This is a genomic window from Klebsiella sp. RIT-PI-d (genome assembly GCF_001187865.1).
Classification (GTDB): Bacteria; Pseudomonadota; Gammaproteobacteria; order Enterobacterales; family Enterobacteriaceae; genus Superficieibacter.
Genome location: NZ_LGIT01000004.1, coordinates 266,132 through 280,382, shown reverse-complemented (window position 1 = coordinate 280,382; position 14,251 = coordinate 266,132). Strand labels below are relative to the sequence as shown.

Annotated in this window: 13 protein-coding genes; 7 read left to right on the top strand and 6 right to left on the bottom strand. The window is 51.1% G+C overall.

What is annotated here, in order from left to right; translation table 11 throughout:
• Window positions 1–65 precede the first annotated feature (65 nt).
• From xylH to xylF, 3 genes are all read right to left on the bottom strand, one after another.
• On the bottom strand, window positions 66–1,247 hold the full coding sequence (xylH, locus tag AC791_RS04485) for a xylose ABC transporter permease XylH (protein WP_049839281.1): 1,182 nt from the start codon (window positions 1,245–1,247) through the stop codon (window positions 66–68).
• The gene (locus tag AC791_RS04480; protein WP_049839280.1) at window positions 1,225–2,766 is read right to left on the bottom strand and encodes a xylose ABC transporter ATP-binding protein; all 1,542 of its coding nucleotides are present in this window, start codon (window positions 2,764–2,766) and stop codon (window positions 1,225–1,227) included. Before AC791_RS04480 ends, xylH begins: the two co-directional genes overlap by 23 nt.
• A 79-nt stretch (window positions 2,767–2,845) precedes the next feature.
• Window positions 2,846–3,838 (bottom strand): D-xylose ABC transporter substrate-binding protein, encoded by a 993-nt coding sequence (gene xylF, locus AC791_RS04475; RefSeq protein ID WP_049839279.1) that lies wholly within the window; start codon window positions 3,836–3,838, stop codon window positions 2,846–2,848.
• Between the two features lie 373 nt (window positions 3,839–4,211).
• Here xylF and xylA point away from each other — a divergent pair, with 373 nt between their 5' ends.
• The 3 genes from xylA to AC791_RS04460 all read left to right on the top strand — a co-directional run bounded on the left by xylA (window position 4,212) and on the right by AC791_RS04460 (window position 7,596).
• Window positions 4,212–5,534: a xylose isomerase gene (gene xylA, locus AC791_RS04470; RefSeq protein ID WP_148677757.1), complete on the top strand. Its 1,323-nt coding sequence runs from the start codon at window positions 4,212–4,214 to the stop codon at window positions 5,532–5,534.
• A gap of 51 nt (window positions 5,535–5,585) precedes the next feature.
• Window positions 5,586–7,040, top strand: a complete 1,455-nt coding sequence (xylB, locus tag AC791_RS04465; protein ID WP_049839277.1) for a xylulokinase — start codon at window positions 5,586–5,588, stop codon at window positions 7,038–7,040.
• Window positions 7,041–7,215: 175 nt separating this feature from the next.
• Entirely contained in the window at window positions 7,216–7,596 is a 381-nt protein-coding gene (locus AC791_RS04460) for a YiaA/YiaB family inner membrane protein (protein ID WP_049839276.1), read from the top strand.
• A 74-nt stretch (window positions 7,597–7,670) separates the two neighbouring features.
• Here AC791_RS04460 and AC791_RS04455 read toward each other — a convergent pair whose 3' ends face one another.
• Window positions 7,671–8,666 (bottom strand): acyltransferase, encoded by a 996-nt coding sequence (locus tag AC791_RS04455; RefSeq protein ID WP_049839275.1) that lies wholly within the window; start codon window positions 8,664–8,666, stop codon window positions 7,671–7,673.
• A gap of 185 nt (window positions 8,667–8,851) precedes the next feature.
• Between AC791_RS04455 and AC791_RS04450 the strand changes: the two genes are divergently transcribed.
• From AC791_RS04450 to glyS, 3 genes are all read left to right on the top strand, one after another.
• Window positions 8,852–9,154 (top strand): YsaB family lipoprotein, encoded by a 303-nt coding sequence (locus tag AC791_RS04450; RefSeq protein ID WP_049839487.1) that lies wholly within the window; start codon window positions 8,852–8,854, stop codon window positions 9,152–9,154.
• 105 nt (window positions 9,155–9,259) lie between these two features.
• Window positions 9,260–10,171 carry a glycine--tRNA ligase subunit alpha gene (gene glyQ, locus AC791_RS04445; RefSeq protein WP_049839274.1) on the top strand — a complete coding sequence of 304 codons (912 nt, stop codon included), beginning with the start codon at window positions 9,260–9,262 and terminating at the stop codon, window positions 10,169–10,171.
• Window positions 10,172–10,180: 9 nt separating this feature from the next.
• Window positions 10,181–12,250, top strand: coding sequence for a glycine--tRNA ligase subunit beta (gene glyS, locus AC791_RS04440; protein ID WP_049839273.1), 2,070 nt, complete (start codon window positions 10,181–10,183; stop codon window positions 12,248–12,250).
• 143 nt (window positions 12,251–12,393) lie between these two features.
• Here the strand turns inward: glyS and cspA are convergent, their stop codons facing one another.
• Together cspA and AC791_RS04430 are read right to left on the bottom strand one after the other, a co-directional pair.
• The gene (gene cspA / locus AC791_RS04435; protein ID WP_049839272.1) at window positions 12,394–12,606 is read right to left on the bottom strand and encodes an RNA chaperone/antiterminator CspA; all 213 of its coding nucleotides are present in this window, start codon (window positions 12,604–12,606) and stop codon (window positions 12,394–12,396) included.
• Window positions 12,607–12,882: 276 nt separating this feature from the next.
• The gene (locus AC791_RS04430) at window positions 12,883–13,173 is read right to left on the bottom strand and encodes an HTH-type transcriptional regulator (RefSeq protein ID WP_049839271.1); all 291 of its coding nucleotides are present in this window, start codon (window positions 13,171–13,173) and stop codon (window positions 12,883–12,885) included.
• A gap of 334 nt (window positions 13,174–13,507) precedes the next feature.
• Here AC791_RS04430 and AC791_RS04425 point away from each other — a divergent pair, with 334 nt between their 5' ends.
• Window positions 13,508–14,218: a DUF3053 domain-containing protein gene (locus AC791_RS04425; protein WP_049839270.1), complete on the top strand. Its 711-nt coding sequence runs from the start codon at window positions 13,508–13,510 to the stop codon at window positions 14,216–14,218.
• The last annotated feature ends 33 nt before the right edge of the window (window positions 14,219–14,251 follow it).

Here is a 14,251-nt window from a genome sequence, read left to right as displayed (position 1 = left end):
TCATCGCATGATGAAGAGCACGACCGGCATCCTGGGCCGATCGTGTTCTCTTGCTTTTTGCTGGATCAGGCGCGACGTTTTGTCGCAGAGTCCATCCAGACTGCCAGCAGCAGAATCGCGCCTTTAACGATATATTGCCAGAACGTCGGCACGTCCATCATACTCATTCCGTTGTCCAGCGAAGCCATAATAAATGCTCCCATCACTGCGCCAGCAACGCTGCCGATACCACCTGCAAGGCTGGTGCCGCCGATCACGCAGGCGGCGATAGCATCCAGTTCGGCGATATTACCTGCAGAAGGCGAGCCTGCGCCTAAACGTGAACTGAGGATAAGTCCGGCAACCGCCACCATTAGCCCGTTAATCGCGAATACGGCAAGCTTAGTTCGTTCGACGTTAATACCGGACAAGCGGGCCGCTTCCAGATTGCCGCCAATAGCATAAATACGACGGCCAAAAGCCGTTCGCGTTGCCATAAACATACCTGCCAGCAGCAGAAAAGCCAGCAGCAGGACCGGCGTCGGTACGCCCCGGTAATCATTGAGTAGCCAGATCGCGCCGAGAATAATCACGGCGGTAATCGCCTGTTTTCCCACGGTACTGCCCGGGGCAGGCGTGCTCAGGCCGAGCGATTGACGACGCATACGCCCGCGCCACTGCCAGCCTGTAAATGCCATCAATCCCAACATCCCAATAGTAAAGCCGACACTACCGGGCAAGTAGCTTTGACCAATTTGTGACATGGATGCACTGGTAGGCGAGACGGTAGTGCCGTTGGTAATACCAATCAGGATGCCGCGAAAGGCCAGCATACCGGCAAGGGTAACAATAAACGACGGGACTTTGCGGTAAGCCACCCACCAGCCGTTCCAGGTTCCCAGTAACAAACCGAGCGCCAGAGTGACCACAATAGTCAGTGGGAGCGGCCAGCCAAGCCAGACGTCAAAAATGGCCGCCGCGCCGCCAAGCAGCCCCATCATTGAGCCGACAGAAAGATCGATCTCAGCGGAGATAATCACAAAAACCATGCCTACTGCCAGAATACCGGTAATCGCAGTCTGGCGAAGCAGGTTGGAGATATTACGTGCGCTCAGATAAGCCCCGTCGGTAGTCCAGGTAAAAAATAGCATGATGGCTACGATTGCCGCGATCATGACGAAAACTTGTAAGTTTAATGATTTCAGGCCAGAGAAAGGGCCTGGGGCCGGAACGGCGAGTTTCAATTCAGACGAATTGCTTTTCGACATGATGTTCACTCCTTAATGCGGCTTCCATTACCTGTTCTTGCGTCAGATTATGATTGACCAAACTGGCCTTCAGCTTTCCTTCGTGCATTACCAGCACTCTGTCGCTCAGACCCAGAACCTCAGGGAGTTCTGACGAAATAACGATGACGGCAATGCCCTGTTGCACAAGCTGATTGATTAACTTGTAAATCTCATACTTGGCGCCGATATCAATACCGCGTGTCGGTTCGTCAAGAATAAGAATGCGCGGGTTGAGCAGCAGGCAGCGCGCCAGAATCGCTTTTTGCTGATTGCCGCCGCTGAGGCGACCAATGGCCAGCTCTGGAGAAGAGGTTTTCACTTTTAGACGCTGAATAGACTGTAAAATACACTGCTGCTCTGCCGCATCGTTAAGTGCGCTAACGGGACCCGTAAACTGATCCAGTGCGGCCAGAGTGATATTTTTGCCTACCGCCATTACCGGTATGATGCCGTCTTTTTTACGATCTTCAGGCACCATAGCAATGCCATGTGCAATGGCCTGCTGGCAGTTGCGGATTTGCACCGGATGCCCGTCAATAAAGATCTGACCCTCCCAGCGTCCTCGCCAGACGCCGAACAGGCACTGGACGGCCTCAGTACGGCCTGCGCCCACCAGCCCGGCGATGCCGAGTATTTCACCGCGTTTAAGCGTGAATGAGATATCGTTCACTCGCTTGATGTGACGATTAACCGGATGCCAGGCAGTCAGATGCTCAACACGGAGGATCTCGTCACCGGTGGTATGCGGTTCATTAGGATAGAGCGCGGTCAGCTCACGACCTACCATCATGGTAATGATGTCATCTTCGCGCATTCCGGCGGCATCTCGGGTGCCAATATGCTGCCCGTCACGGATCACGCAAATGGTGTCTGAAATCGCCTTCACTTCGTTAAGCTTGTGGGAAATATAAATACAGGCAATATCGTGATGTTGCAGATCACGAATGATGTCGAGCAATATCGCCGTTTCCTGTTCGGTTAAAGAGGCTGTGGGTTCATCAAGAATAAGCAGTCGAACTTGTTTATTAAGTGCTTTGGCAATTTCGACCAGTTGCTGCTGGCCCAGGCCTAAATCTCCTGTGCGTGTATCAGGTGAAATGGTCAGACTGACCTGAGCAAGTAGCTTTTCACAGCGCAGGGTCATGCTGTCATAATCCATCACCCCGTGACGGGTGATTTCTGCACCGAGAAAAATATTTTCCAGTACCGTCAGGTCTTTTACCAGCGCCAGCTCCTGATGAATGATCGCGATACCCCGACGTTCCGTGTCGCGAATATGGCTGGCCTGCAAGGGTTCTCCGGCAAAAATAATGTTGCCCTCAAAAGTGTCATGCGGATAGATACCGCATAACACTTTCATTAATGTGGATTTCCCTGAGCCATTTTCGCCACACAGTGACATTACTTCACCTGAGTTTACTCTCAGGCTGACATTATCAACGGCCTTTACGGTTCCAAAGGCTTTGGTAATGTTTTTCATCTCCAGTAACCAGGACATAACGTGCTCCACGTAGCCAATGAAATAACACTATCTGGCAAAACGAGAACCTAAGCCCCCACCAGGAGGGCATCAGGCATTACAGATCGCTTTTTTTATGGAAACCATCTTTAATAATGGTGTCGTCGATATTGTCTTTATTCACTTCGATTGGCGTCAGTAGACGGGCCGGAACGTCCTTCAGGCCATTATTGAGAGTAGAGTCCGCTTTCGGCTGCTGGTCGTTACCCAGTTCGACGGCGATTTCAGCCGCGGTGTTTGCCAGCAGCGTGATCGGTTTGTAAACCGTCATTGTCTGGGTTCCGGCGATAATACGTTTGATTCCGGCGAGGTCGGCGTCCTGACCTGAGATAGAGACTTTACCTGCCAGCCCCTGGGCATCAAGAGCCTGAATTGCGCCTCCGGCAGTTGCATCGTTTGAGGCTACCACCGCATCAATTTTGTTATTATTCGCCGTTAATGCGTTTTCCATGATTTTCAGCGCATTTTCAGGTAGCCAGCCGTCAACCCACTGATCGCCTACAACTTTAATTTTTCCCTGGTCAATATAGGGTTTTAATACCTTCATCTGGCCTGCGCGAAATAATTTTGCGTTATTATCCACCGGCGAACCGCCCATCAGGAAGTAATTCCCCTGAGGGGTTTTATTTATCAGACTTTGCGCCTGCATCTCACCGACTTTTTCGTTATCAAATGAAATATAAAAATCGATGTCTGCATTGTTAATCATACGGTCATAGGCCAGAACTTTAATGCCCTCTTGCTTCGCTTCTTTGACCACGTTACTCAGTACCTGGCCGTTATAAGGAATAATGACCAGCACGTCTACGCCGCGGTTGATCATATTTTCAATCTGTGACATCTGCGTTTCTTCGTTACCATTTGCTGACTGCACAAATACTTTCGCACCTAATGATTCGGCTTTTTTTACAAAAATGTCGCGATCTTTCTGCCAGCGTTCCAGCCGGAGATCGTCAATAGCCATGCCGATTTTAATCTCTTTCGCGTGAAGGGTCCCGCTGGCCAACAGGAGTGAAGCGCAGACGGAAAGACAAACGTTCTTTATTTTCATAATCGTGATGCCTTTTTGTAGGGTGAGGGGAGTGATATCAACGATAAAAGAAAAAATTACTGCTTAACACGTTGCAAATTTTTAACAGGTATACAGAAAGTGGCAATTACAGATTTTTATCTTCGCGTTACGATATTTAGTTTATTTCCTGATTTATGACCGGGATCGGACTTTTATTGTTCAATGATACTTCTTTGCAACATTTGCAGGAATGCATTGCGTAAAAAACAAATGCGCTATTTTTGCGAGCCAGCGCACGTTTGTGCATTCTCTTAATAGCAGTGTGAAATAACGTAATTGAGCAAGGTGAAAGGACACTCCAGTATTACTACCAAAATGACTACCCGCCGCGTCTCTGAATATGGAGTTCATTATGCAAGCTTATTTTGATCAACTGGATCGCGTTCGTTACGAAGGACCACAATCAAGAAATCCTCTGGCGTTTCGCCATTACAACCCGGATGAGCTGGTGTTGGGCAAACGCATGGAAGATCATCTGCGTTTTGCCGCCTGCTACTGGCACACCTTCTGCTGGAACGGGGCAGATATGTTTGGCGTCGGTTCTTTTGATCGTCCGTGGCAGAAGTCGGGTGAAGCGCTGGAACTGGCAAAGCGTAAAGCTGACGTAGCATTCGAATTTTTTCACAAGCTCAATGTGCCGTACTACTGCTTCCATGACGTGGATGTCTCCCCGGAAGGCGCATCGCTGAAAGAGTATCTGAGTAACTTCGCTGAAATGGTGGATTACCTGGGCGAAAAACAGCAGCAGAGTGGGGTGAAGCTGCTGTGGGGAACCGCGAACTGTTTTACCCATCCACGTTATGGTGCAGGTGCGGCGACGAATCCCGATCCAGAAATCTTCAGCTGGGCCGCCACGCAAGTCGTCACGGCAATGAACGCCACGCACAAACTGGGCGGTGAAAACTATGTGCTGTGGGGAGGGCGTGAGGGTTATGAAACCCTGCTGAACACGGACCTTCGCCAGGAGCGCGAGCAAATTGGCCGCTTCATGCAGATGGTTGTAGAGCATAAGCACAAAATCGGTTTCCAGGGCGCGCTGCTGATCGAACCAAAACCGCAGGAGCCGACCAAGCATCAGTACGACTATGACGTTGCCACCGTTTACGGCTTCCTGAAGCAGTTCGGTCTGGAAAAAGAGATCAAAGTGAATATTGAAGCGAACCATGCAACGCTGGCGGGACATACTTTCCATCATGAAATTGCGTCGGCTATTGCGCTGGGGATTTTCGGTTCCGTCGATGCTAACCGTGGCGATCCGCAGCTGGGCTGGGATACTGACCAGTTTCCTAACAGCGTCGAAGAAAATGCGCTGGTGATGTACGAGATTCTCAAAGCCGGCGGTTTGACGACCGGTGGTCTGAACTTTGATGCCAAAGTGCGTCGCCAAAGTACCGATAAATATGACCTTTTCTACGGTCACATTGGCGCGATGGATACGATGGCAATGGCGCTGAAGGTTGCGGCGCAAATGGTTGAGGATGGCGAACTGGATAAACGCGTTGCGAAGCGTTACAGCGGCTGGAATGGCGAGCTGGGCCAGCAGATACTGAAAGGTCAACTCAGCCTGACAGATATCGCAAAATACGCTGAGCAGCATAACCTGGCACCGCAGCATCAAAGCGGCCATCAGGAACTGCTGGAAAACCTGGTTAACGGCTATCTTTTTAATAAATAAGCTGTCTGGCCCGGTTAGCCGGGCCTTTTTCGCAAATAAGGAGTGGTCACTATGTATATCGGGATAGATCTGGGAACCTCTGGTGTGAAGGCCATCCTGTTAGATGAGCAGGGGAACGTTGTAGCATCGCAAACGGAGAAACTAACGGTTTCCCGTCCGCATCCCTTATGGTCGGAACAAGATCCTGAGCACTGGTGGCTGGCGACGGACCGCGCCATAAAAGCATTAGCAGAGCAGCACTCGCTACGTGGCGTAAAAGCGCTGGGCCTGGCCGGACAGATGCACGGTGCCACGCTTCTTGATAAGCAGCAGCGCGTACTACGTCCGGCGATTTTGTGGAACGATGGTCGCTGCGGCGAGGAATGCGCCATGCTGGAGGCTCAGGTTCCTGATTCTCGCAAGATTACCGGCAATTTGATGATGCCGGGTTTTACCGCGCCAAAACTGCTGTGGGTGCAGCGTCATGAGCCTGATATTTTCCGCCTGGTCGATAAGATCCTGTTACCAAAAGATTATTTACGTCTGCGTATGACGGGTGAGTGTGCCAGCGATATGTCAGACTCTGCGGGCACACTGTGGATGGATACCGGTAAACGTGACTGGAGCGATGAAATGCTCGCCGCCTGTCAGCTGACCCGTGCGCAGATGCCTGCGCTTTTCGAGGGCAGTGAAATTACCGGAACGTTGCTGCCTGCTGTTGCCGACGCATGGAATATGTCTCCCGTACCTGTTGTTGCAGGCGGTGGCGACAATGCTGCCGGGGCGGTTGGGGTTGGTATGGCTGATGTCGGGCAGGCGATGCTTTCGCTTGGCACCTCCGGCGTGTATTTTGCTGTGAGCAACGGATTTTTAAGTAAGCCTGAAAGCGCAGTACATAGCTTTTGTCATGCGCTACCGGGACGATGGCACCTGATGTCGGTTATGCTGAGCGCGGCATCGTGCCTTGATTGGGCGGCAAAACTAACCGGACTCAATTCAGTTCCTGCGCTGATAGAGGCGGCGCAAAGCGCCGATCAACATGCCGGTGCCATCTGGTTCCTGCCATATCTTTCCGGCGAACGGACGCCGCATAATAATCCCCGGGCAAAAGGTGTCTTCTTTGGCCTGACGCATCAACATGGTCCGGCAGAGCTGGCACAGGCAGTGCTGGAAGGCGTCGGCTATGCGCTGGCAGACGGTATTGATGCCGTTCATGCTTGTGGTGTGACGCCAGAAAGTATCACGTTAATTGGCGGCGGCGCGCGGAGCAGCTGGTGGCGGCAGATGCTGGCCGATATTTCAGGCCATCAAATGGATTACCGCACCGGCGGTGACGTTGGCCCGGCGCTGGGAGCTGCCCGGCTGGCTCAGCTGGCAATGAATCCGGAAAGATCGTTATCTGATTTTCTGCCGCAACTGCCACTTGAACAAACGCATGTGCCTGATGCTGCTCGTCATGCGCGTTATAGCGAACAACGCGAAACCTTCCGGCAAATCTATCAGCAGCTACTTCCTCTCATGTCCTGATTGGTGTCCCTCTCCGCACGGCGAGAGGGATTCTTACCATAAATATATTCATATGATTCATTAGTTAATTATATGAATATATTCTGAATTATGACTTATTCTCGCTCCGGTGAAGTATCCGGGCACCGCTCTGTTCCATAATGCTTTTTTCTCGGCGTGGGAAAAGGGGCTACAAATGGATACGACAAGTGGAGTGTTATATATCCGTGCAGCAAAGGTTGCTCTGCCAACAGGAATTCTGGTTTATGCAGTGGGATTGTGGCCTGTTTGCTCAACCCTGAGTGAGAAGGGGTATTACATCTCATTGCTGTTGCTGGGTATGTTTTCTGTTGTGGTCTGGTCGCATCTGGCGCGTTATCAGTGCCTGAGTAAGTCGATGAGCACAGGATGCCAGCTTATGCTGCTGGTTTCGATGGGGCTCCTGGCGGTGGGGTTGTGGAATGAACCCATTATGCTCAGTCAGAAAATAATCGGCTTCTTTGCCTATATTCTCAGCATAGCTGCAATGACCTTTTGCCTGAGGGCGACGGGATCTCCAGGGGCTAAGGCGTTTTAAACTCAGCTCTCAGGGAGACTAACGTAAGAGAGATTTTTTATTCAATGCCAGGACCATCCCTGGCATATCCGCTTTTAACTGACCAGCCTGCGCGTATCCACACGCTGAAGCAGCATCGACAGCAGCAGGCTGCCCGCCACCGTGGCGCTAAAGATCCACAAAATATCCAGCAGCGGCCAGTGCGTCAGTTGCAGACCGTTGGTGCGCAGCGCATGGATCACCAGCGCGTGAAAACCATAAATCCCCAGTGAGTGCCGTGAAATAATCCCCAGCCCGGGAAGAGAGCGGGTGTTAAGCGTATTTTTAACCACGGTCAGCAGTGATACCGCGCAGAGAAAAACCATTGGTCCGCAATAAAGATACCAGGTATCTGCAAAATTGCCGCGCCATTTCAGCTCATGTAATGTCCCGTGCGAAATGATATACACCGAAGCGATAAACAACGCACCGCACAGAAGCGTAAGCGGTTTCCTTTGGGTGTCCATCATGCCAATCGCACGCCCCAACATGCCGTACAGCACATAATAAAATGTATCGCCGCTAATATAGAGATTCACCGGCAGCCATTCAAAGCCGCTAATCTTCTGCGACACGGTATTTGGATTCGCAACAATGCCAAGTACTACCATCAGCGCCAGCAGCATTTTACCGTTGATATTTTTTACCTGGATCAGCGGCGAGAGCAGGTAAATAACGATGATGGCGAAGAAGAACCACAGATGATAGAAGACGGGTTTTTGCAATAAGTAACGGAGCGATAATTCGCCGTTAATAGAGGTAAAAGCCCAGATGTACAGCAGGGCCATCGCGCTATAAAAACCCAGACACAGCACAATACGCAGAAAGTGGCGCGGCTGAGCGCTGCGCTCGCCAAAAAAGAGAAAGCCAGAAATCATAAAAAAGAGAGGAACACTGACCCGTGAGGCAGCGTTCAGCGCATTAGCAATATTCCAGTCGAAAGCGCTGACCACAGTCGGGTTGGTGATGTACCAGGTAGTGGTATGGATCATAACAACCATCAGGCACGCAATCCCTCGCAAATTCTCTATCCAGTATATTTTTGACGGCATCAGGCTCGTGCTTTCCTTTTTTATCCGGGGTTTATCTGTCTCTTGCGTGAGATCTTGATAAGAAAATCCTGCGTTTGCAAGCGGCGATATCTGCGGCGAATTTTGCTTATCCCGAGGCGCGTGGCAAAATATCCTATACAATTAGCATCATTAAAAATAACAGGTAATTAACCATGCGCTGGGATATGAGGTTAAAAAGGCGGTTGCCAGTGATGCTGATCGTACTGCTGGTCGGCTGTCAGAGCACGCCAGAAACCGAGCAAAAGGCGCAGAAAGCGAAGCCAGGACCGGCACGATCGCTTGATATGGAAACGTTATGTAAAGGACAGGCAGCCCTGCGTTATAACACGGGCGCGCAAAAAATAAACGTTAATGCTTTTGAGCAGTTTCAGGGAAGTTATGAGATGCGCGGGTATACTTCGCGAAAAGAGCGTTTTATCTGCTCATTCGACGCAGATGGCCAGTTTTTGCATCTTTCTATGCGTTAACCAGCCCTTTTTCCCCAATCTACCCGCATTCGTACTGTATATCTTGCAGTCAGCGGGTATACTGGGCGCTTCCTATAAATCCACACGTATCCAGCACGAAATACTATGCAAAAGTTTGATACCAGGACCTTCCAGGGCTTGATCCTGACCTTACAGGATTACTGGGCTCGCCAGGGCTGCACCATTGTTCAACCATTGGACATGGAAGTCGGCGCGGGTACCTCTCATCCAATGACCAGCCTGCGTGCGTTGGGACCAGAACCGATGGCTACCGCCTATGTGCAGCCATCCCGTCGTCCGACCGATGGTCGATATGGCGAAAACCCTAACCGCTTACAGCACTATTATCAGTTCCAGGTAGTGATTAAACCGTCACCGGACAATATTCAGGAACTGTATCTTGGTTCACTGAAAGAGCTGGGCGTCGATCCAACCATTCACGATATTCGTTTCGTGGAAGACAACTGGGAAAACCCGACGCTGGGTGCCTGGGGTCTGGGTTGGGAAGTCTGGCTGAACGGCATGGAAGTCACGCAGTTCACTTACTTCCAGCAGGTCGGTGGCCTGGAATGCAAACCGGTGACCGGTGAGATCACCTACGGTCTGGAGCGTCTGGCCATGTATATTCAGGGCGTAGACAGCGTTTACGACCTGGTATGGAGCGATGGCCCGCTGGGTAAAACCACGTACGGCGACGTTTTCCATCAGAATGAAGTAGAGCAATCTACTTATAACTTCGAATATGCCGATGTGGATTTCTTATTCACCTGCTTCGAGCAGTATGAGAAAGAAGCTCAGCAGCTTCTGGCGCTGGAAAACCCGCTGCCGCTGCCTGCTTATGAGCGTATTCTGAAGGCCGCCCATAGCTTCAACCTGCTGGATGCGCGTAAAGCCATCTCCGTCACCGAGCGTCAGCGCTATATCCTGCGCATCCGCACCCTGACAAAAGCGGTAGCTGAAGCTTACTATGCTTCCCGTGAGGCCCTGGGCTTCCCGATGTGCAACAAGAATAAATAAGAGGCGGCCATGTCTGAAAAAACTTTTCTGGTGGAAATCGGCACTGAAGAGCTGCCACCAAAAGCCCTGCGTAGCCTGGCGGAATCTTTTGCTGCGAACGTGACGGCGGAGCTGGACAATGCAGGCCTCGCTCACGGTAACATTGAGTGGTTTGCCGCACCGCGCCGTCTGGCGGTGAAAGTGGCCCGACTGGCTGCATCTCAGGCCGATCGCGAAGTTGAAAAACGCGGTCCGGCGATTTCCCAGGCGTTTGACGCCGAAGGCAAACCGAGCAAAGCAGCCGAAGGCTGGGCACGTGGCTGCGGGATCACCGTTGACCAGGCCGAGCGTCTGACCACTGACAAAGGCGAGTGGCTGCTGTATCGCGCACATGTTAAAGGCGAAAGCGCAGAAACGCTGCTGCCAGGCATGATCGCCACCTCGCTGGCTAAGTTGCCAATCCCAAAATTGATGCGTTGGGGCGCGTCTGACGTCCATTTCGTCCGTCCGGTGCATACCGTAACGCTGCTGCTGGACGATAAGATCGTCCCGGCAACGATTCTGGGCGTGCAGTCTGACCGGATCATCCGTGGTCATCGCTTCATGGGCGAGGCGGAATTCACTATCGACCATGCCGATCAGTATCCGCAGCTGCTGCTGGAGCGCGGTAAAGTCGTGGCAGATTACGACGCGCGTAAAGCAAAAATCAAAGCGGATGCCGAAGAAGCAGCGCGTCAAATTGGCGGAAGTGCCGATTTGAGCGAGAGCCTGCTGGAAGAAGTAGCGTCACTGGTGGAATGGCCGGTCGTACTGACGGCGAAATTCGAAGAGAAATTCCTTGCCGTACCGGCAGAAGCACTGGTGTACACCATGAAGGGTGACCAGAAATATTTCCCGGTTTATGCGAGCGATGGCAAACTGCTGCCGAACTTTATCTTCGTTGCCAACATTGAATCCCGCGATCCGACGCAAATTATTTCCGGTAATGAAAAAGTCGTCCGTCCGCGTCTGGCGGATGCAGAATTCTTCTTTAATACCGATCGTAAAAAACGTCTGGAAGATCACTTACCGCGTCTGCAAACCGTATTGTTCCAGCAACAGCTGGGTACGCTGCGCGACAAGACCGATCGTATTCAGGCCCTTGCGGGCTGGATTGCCGAAAAAATTGGCGCTGATGTGGCTCATGCAACCCGCGCGGGCCTGCTGTCCAAGTGCGACCTGATGACCAATATGGTCTTCGAGTTCACTGACACTCAGGGCGTAATGGGGATGCATTATGCGCGTCATGATGGTGAAGCTGAAGACGTTGCTGTCGCGCTGAACGAACAGTATCAGCCGCGTTTTGCGGGTGATGCGCTTCCGTCTAATCCGGTAGCCTGTGCGGTGGCGATTGCCGATAAGATGGACACGCTGGCAGGTATCTTTGGTATTGGCCAGCATCCAAAAGGCGATAAAGATCCGTTTGCACTGCGTCGTGCTGCCCTCGGCGTGCTGCGTATTATCGTCGAGAAAAATCTGCCGCTGGATCTGCAAACGCTGACCGAAGAAGCGGTACGTCTGTACGGTGATAAGCTGACCAATGCGAAAGCTGTGGATGAGGTCATTGATTTCATGCTCGGGCGTTTCCGTGCCTGGTATCAGGATGAAGGCTATACCGTTGATACTATTCAGGCGGTACTGGCGCGTCGTCCAACGCGTCCGGCTGACTTCGATGCCCGCATGAAAGCCGTGTCGCACTTCCGCACTCTGGAAGAAGCAGCGGCGCTGGCGGCTGCGAATAAGCGTGTATCCAACATCCTGGCGAAAGCCACCGAGCCGCTGAATGACATCGTTCATGCTTCGGTGCTGAAAGAAGCGGCGGAAATTAAGCTGGCCGGTCACCTGGTCGTTTTGCGGGATAAATTACAGCCGTATTTTGCTGAAGGCCGTTATCAGGAAGCGCTGATTGAGCTGGCATCGCTGCGCGAGCCGGTAGATGAGTTCTTCGAAAACGTGATGGTTAACGCGGAAGACAAAGACGTGCGTATCAATCGTCTGACCCTGCTGTCAAAACTGCGCGATCTGTTCTTGCAGGTTGCGGACATCTCTTTACTGCAGTAAGTCAGTCGTAATGAAAAAACCCGCTACTCACTGAGGATGCGGGTTTTTTTATACCCGAAGCTGCGCTACCGACAAAAATACGTAACGTACAGATAAAAAAAATCCCCGCCGGAGCGAGGATTCGAATCTTTAGCTTTTTAAGCTTACAGGCTGGTTACGTTGCCAGCTGCCGGGCCTTTAGCGCCGCTTTCGATGGTGAAGGACACTTTCTGACCTTCGTCCAGAGATTTGTAACCCTGGTTCTGGATAGCAGAGAAGTGTACGAACACGTCTTTTGAGCCATCGTCAGGAGTGATGAAACCAAAGCCTTTATCAGCGTTGAACCATTTTACGATACCAGTCATTTTACCGGACATAGAGATTACCTTTAAAAGATATATGAGTGCCTTTCGGCAATATGGCGTGCATTACAGATTTTGAAGCGTTAAAGGAAAAGCTCTCAACGAAGGGTATCAACAGATAACTCTTGATGGACACTGCTTAACTAAACTGCTTTATGGTCTGTATATCAAACCGACGCATGCATTAACGCATTTACGACGATTAAAAGCAAACTTTATTTTAACGGAATACAAATTCTGGGATGCCACACCGGAAACGGCCCTGACTCAGGACCATTAAAACACCAAAAACTATTCCATTAATTCTTTACTTAACTTAGGGTTAGCCTGAATCAGACGCATAAGTTTAAGTTCGGTAGCCGACGGTCTTACCCGCTTAGACTCCCATTCCTGTACTACCGAGACCGTTACGCCAACGGCCCTGGCGAAATCAGCAAGTTTAAGACCTGTACCTTTGCGTAATTGTTCTATCTCAGTAATCGCTTTCGGCTTCTGGGGTAGGGTAATTTTCTGCGGTACATCTTTAAAAACAATAAGTTCCAGATTGTTCATCAATTCGATCATAGGATCTTTTACTTCCATTGAGTACCCCCATAGACACACAGCATGATCGCTACTAACGTTGAGCCTCTTAAGAATAGTCGTTAACTGGATGATAGATACGTAATGACAGGACTATTTATCGCTTATTTGTTGTTCTGAAGGCGTAGGTCTACTGGCTGACAGGAGCAAGCTGCTGATAGATAGCACTATCCATGGTCAAACTGCATTCATAGTCGAATTTCATCTGGCGATAGCGATTTTTCAGCTTAGGCTGCATGAAAAGGTATCCTGTAAAGCTGTCCTGGACTATTCTTGTCAGCGTCAGACACGCTGGTGTCGGTATGCACTTTTTAAGAGTGAAAGGAGTATGAAAATGGCGACAGGAAAGTCCTGCTCTCGCTGGTTTGCGTCTGTGATGGCGTTATTGATGGTAGTTAGCCTGAGTGGGTGTTTTGATAAAGAGGGCGATCAACGCAAGGCGTTTATCGACTTCCTGCAAAATACGGCGATGCGTAGCGGTGAACATTTGCCGATGCTGACAGCCGATCAGAAAAAACAATTTGGGCCACTGGTCACCGACTACGCGATCCTTTACGGCTATTCACAGCAGGTGAATCAGGCAATGGATGAGGGCTTACGTCCGGTTGTCGACAGTGTGAACGCCATCCGTGTGCCCGAGAACTATGTGACTCAGCGCGATCCGCTGCGTCAGGCTAACGGCTCGCTGGGCGTGCTGAGCCAGCAGCTGCAAAATGCCAAAATGCAGGCAGATACTTCACGTGCGGCGCTGAAACAGGCTGACGATCTTAAACCGGTCTTTGACCAGGTTTATGAGAAAGTTGTCACGCGTCCGGCGGATACCTTACAGCCATTAGTGCCGGCCGCGCAGATCCTCACCCAGCAGCTGGTACAGGTGGGCGATTTTATCGCGCAGCAGGAGAATCAGGTCAGCTTTGCTGCGAACGGTATTCAGTTCCCGACTTCGCAGCAGGCCAGTCAGTATAATTCTCTGATTGGACCGCTGGCGTCGCAGCATCAGGCTTTCATCCAGGCATGGAATGCCGCGCTAGACGCGACAAAGTAATGACCACACCTCATCCTGCCGGGCAGGATGAGG

Coding starts and splice junctions, on each gene's coding strand:
- AC791_RS04460 (WP_049839276.1), top strand. CDS start 7,216: ATGGATACGACAAGTGGAGTGTTATATATCCGTGCAGCAAAGGTTGCT.
- xylA (WP_148677757.1), top strand. CDS start 4,212: ATGCAAGCTTATTTTGATCAACTGGATCGCGTTCGTTACGAAGGACCA.
- xylB (WP_049839277.1), top strand. CDS start 5,586: ATGTATATCGGGATAGATCTGGGAACCTCTGGTGTGAAGGCCATCCTG.
- cspA (WP_049839272.1), bottom strand. CDS start 12,606: ATGTCCGGTAAAATGACTGGTATCGTAAAATGGTTCAACGCTGATAAA.
- glyQ (WP_049839274.1), top strand. CDS start 9,260: ATGCAAAAGTTTGATACCAGGACCTTCCAGGGCTTGATCCTGACCTTA.
- glyS (WP_049839273.1), top strand. CDS start 10,181: ATGTCTGAAAAAACTTTTCTGGTGGAAATCGGCACTGAAGAGCTGCCA.
- AC791_RS04430 (WP_049839271.1), bottom strand. CDS start 13,173: ATGGAAGTAAAAGATCCTATGATCGAATTGATGAACAATCTGGAACTT.
- AC791_RS04480 (WP_049839280.1), bottom strand. CDS start 2,766: ATGTCCTGGTTACTGGAGATGAAAAACATTACCAAAGCCTTTGGAACC.
- AC791_RS04450 (WP_049839487.1), top strand. CDS start 8,852: ATGAGGTTAAAAAGGCGGTTGCCAGTGATGCTGATCGTACTGCTGGTC.
- xylH (WP_049839281.1), bottom strand. CDS start 1,247: ATGTCGAAAAGCAATTCGTCTGAATTGAAACTCGCCGTTCCGGCCCCA.
- AC791_RS04425 (WP_049839270.1), top strand. CDS start 13,508: ATGGCGACAGGAAAGTCCTGCTCTCGCTGGTTTGCGTCTGTGATGGCG.
- AC791_RS04455 (WP_049839275.1), bottom strand. CDS start 8,666: ATGCCGTCAAAAATATACTGGATAGAGAATTTGCGAGGGATTGCGTGC.
- xylF (WP_049839279.1), bottom strand. CDS start 3,838: ATGAAAATAAAGAACGTTTGTCTTTCCGTCTGCGCTTCACTCCTGTTG.